Annotated in this window: 2 protein-coding genes; both read right to left on the reverse strand. The window is 69.8% G+C overall.

The window, feature by feature from the left end:
• Positions 1–44 precede the first annotated feature (44 nt).
• A complete protein-coding gene (locus PV363_RS17630) occupies positions 45–584 on the reverse strand; it encodes a hypothetical protein (protein WP_220344402.1) in 540 nt (179 codons plus the stop codon).
• 77 nt (positions 585–661) lie between these two features.
• Positions 662–1,872: OB-fold nucleic acid binding domain-containing protein (locus tag PV363_RS17635; protein ID WP_301023069.1), on the reverse strand; the 1,211-nt coding region annotated here is incomplete at its 5' end.

Genomic DNA, 1,872 nt, shown 5'->3' on the forward strand with positions numbered 1-1,872 from the left:
CGGACAACCGTGATGCACCCGCGGCTCGGGGCCCCGGCTGGCCGTCAGACGCCGACGGGAGGCAGCGGCGCGTCGTCGCGGTGCGTGCCGGCGGCCGGCTCCCGCGGGAGGGTCAACCACGCGACGAGGAGCAGCCCGAGGAGCGCGGCGACCGGCCAGACGAAGAGCATCCCGTACGCGTCGAGGGCGACCTGCCCGGAGACCGTGGCACCCGCCGGCCGCGAGCCGACAGTCGGCTCAGGGGGCCCGGCCAGCACGCCTGTCCCCCATGCCACCAGCGCACCGACGACGGCGCCCAGAGCAGTCCGGACGATCACGGCGTTGCCGCCGGCGCGTCCCCAGAGCCAGGTGGCGACAGAACCCCACAGCGCCGCGATCACCGCGCCGATCCAGGCATAGGTGACTTCGACGCCGAACTGCGCGGTCGACGCCGCCTCGTCTGCGCTCAGCCCGGACTGGTCGCCGATCCGGACGACGGTGTACTGGATGGGGTCGCTGAGCAGGGCCCAGAGGACCCCGGCGACGGCACCGGCAACGACGAAGCCGACCACCGTCGCGAAGCCACCCTTGCGTGTCCTGCGCACACGTTCCTCCTGTGCCCTGCGCCCGCGACGGGCGCGGTGTCCATCCTCCCCCACGGGGTACGGACGCGTCGGCGCGGTCACGAGACGAGGCAGCCGGGACCGAGCAGTGCCTTGAGGTCGGCGATCAACGACGACGACGGGGACACGCGAAGGCGCGGGTCCAGGCGCATGAGCTTGGTGCTCTTGGTCCCCACCAGACGCAGGTGGACCTCGGTGGCGCCGGGGTGGCTCGCGAGGACGTCGCGGAGCTGGTCGAGAGTTGGCGGGGTGCAGCGCGCGGTCGGGATCGAGAGGACGACGGGACCATCGTCACCCACGCTCAGATCCGCAGCCGTGAGCTCGGTCGCCGCGATCTCGGGCGTGTCCTCCTTGCGCTTGAGGCGTCCCTTGACCACCACCACCGCGTCCTCGACGAGAAGGTGCCCCGACAAGGTGTAGACCGACGGGAAGAGCATCACGTTGACGGCACCCTCGAGGTCCTCGACGGTCACGATGGCCCAGGGATCGCCCTTCTTGGTCAGCTTGCGCTGGATCGAGGTCACCAGGCCGGCCACCGCGATCTGCGCCCCGTCGGGTCGCTCCTCGTCGGCGATCACATCGCCGATCGTGCAGTCGCTGGCCGCACGGAGGACGTGCTCCAGACCGAACAGCGGATGGTCGGAGACGTACAGGCCGAGCATCTCGCGCTCGTGGGCGAGCAGCGTCGTCTTGTCCCACTCGTCGAGGTCGGGGACGACGACGGCCGAACCGGCGAACCCGGCATCGGCGTCGTCGAGGCCGGCGAAGAGCGAGTCCTGCCCGATCGCCTCGTTGCGCTTGATGTCGACGTACTGGTCGACGGCATCCTCGTGGACGGTCACCAGGGCGCGGCGGTGGTGCTTGAGCGAGTCGAAGGATCCGGACTTGATCAGCGACTCGATCACGCGCTTGTTGCAGACGACCGGCGGGACCTTCTCCATGAAGTCGGCGAAGTCGGTGAACGGGGACTTCTCCGTCCGCGCCTCGACGATGGCGTCCACGACGTTGTGCCCCACGTTGCGCACGGCTGACAGACCGAACCGGATGTCGCGGTCGACGGCCGTGAAGTTGGCCTCGGAGTCGTTGACGTCGGGCGGAAGCACCTTGATGCCCATCCGGCGGCACTCGTTGAGGTAGATCGCCGACTTGTCCTTGTCTCCGCGCACGCTGGTGAGGAGGGCGGCCATGTATTCGGCCGGGTAGTGCGCCTTGAGGTAGGCGGTCCAGAACGACACGACTCCGTACGCCGCCGAGTGCGCCTTGTTGAAGG

Source organism: Mumia sp. (assembly GCF_028803055.1).
Taxonomy (GTDB): Bacteria; Actinomycetota; Actinomycetes; order Propionibacteriales; family Nocardioidaceae; genus Mumia.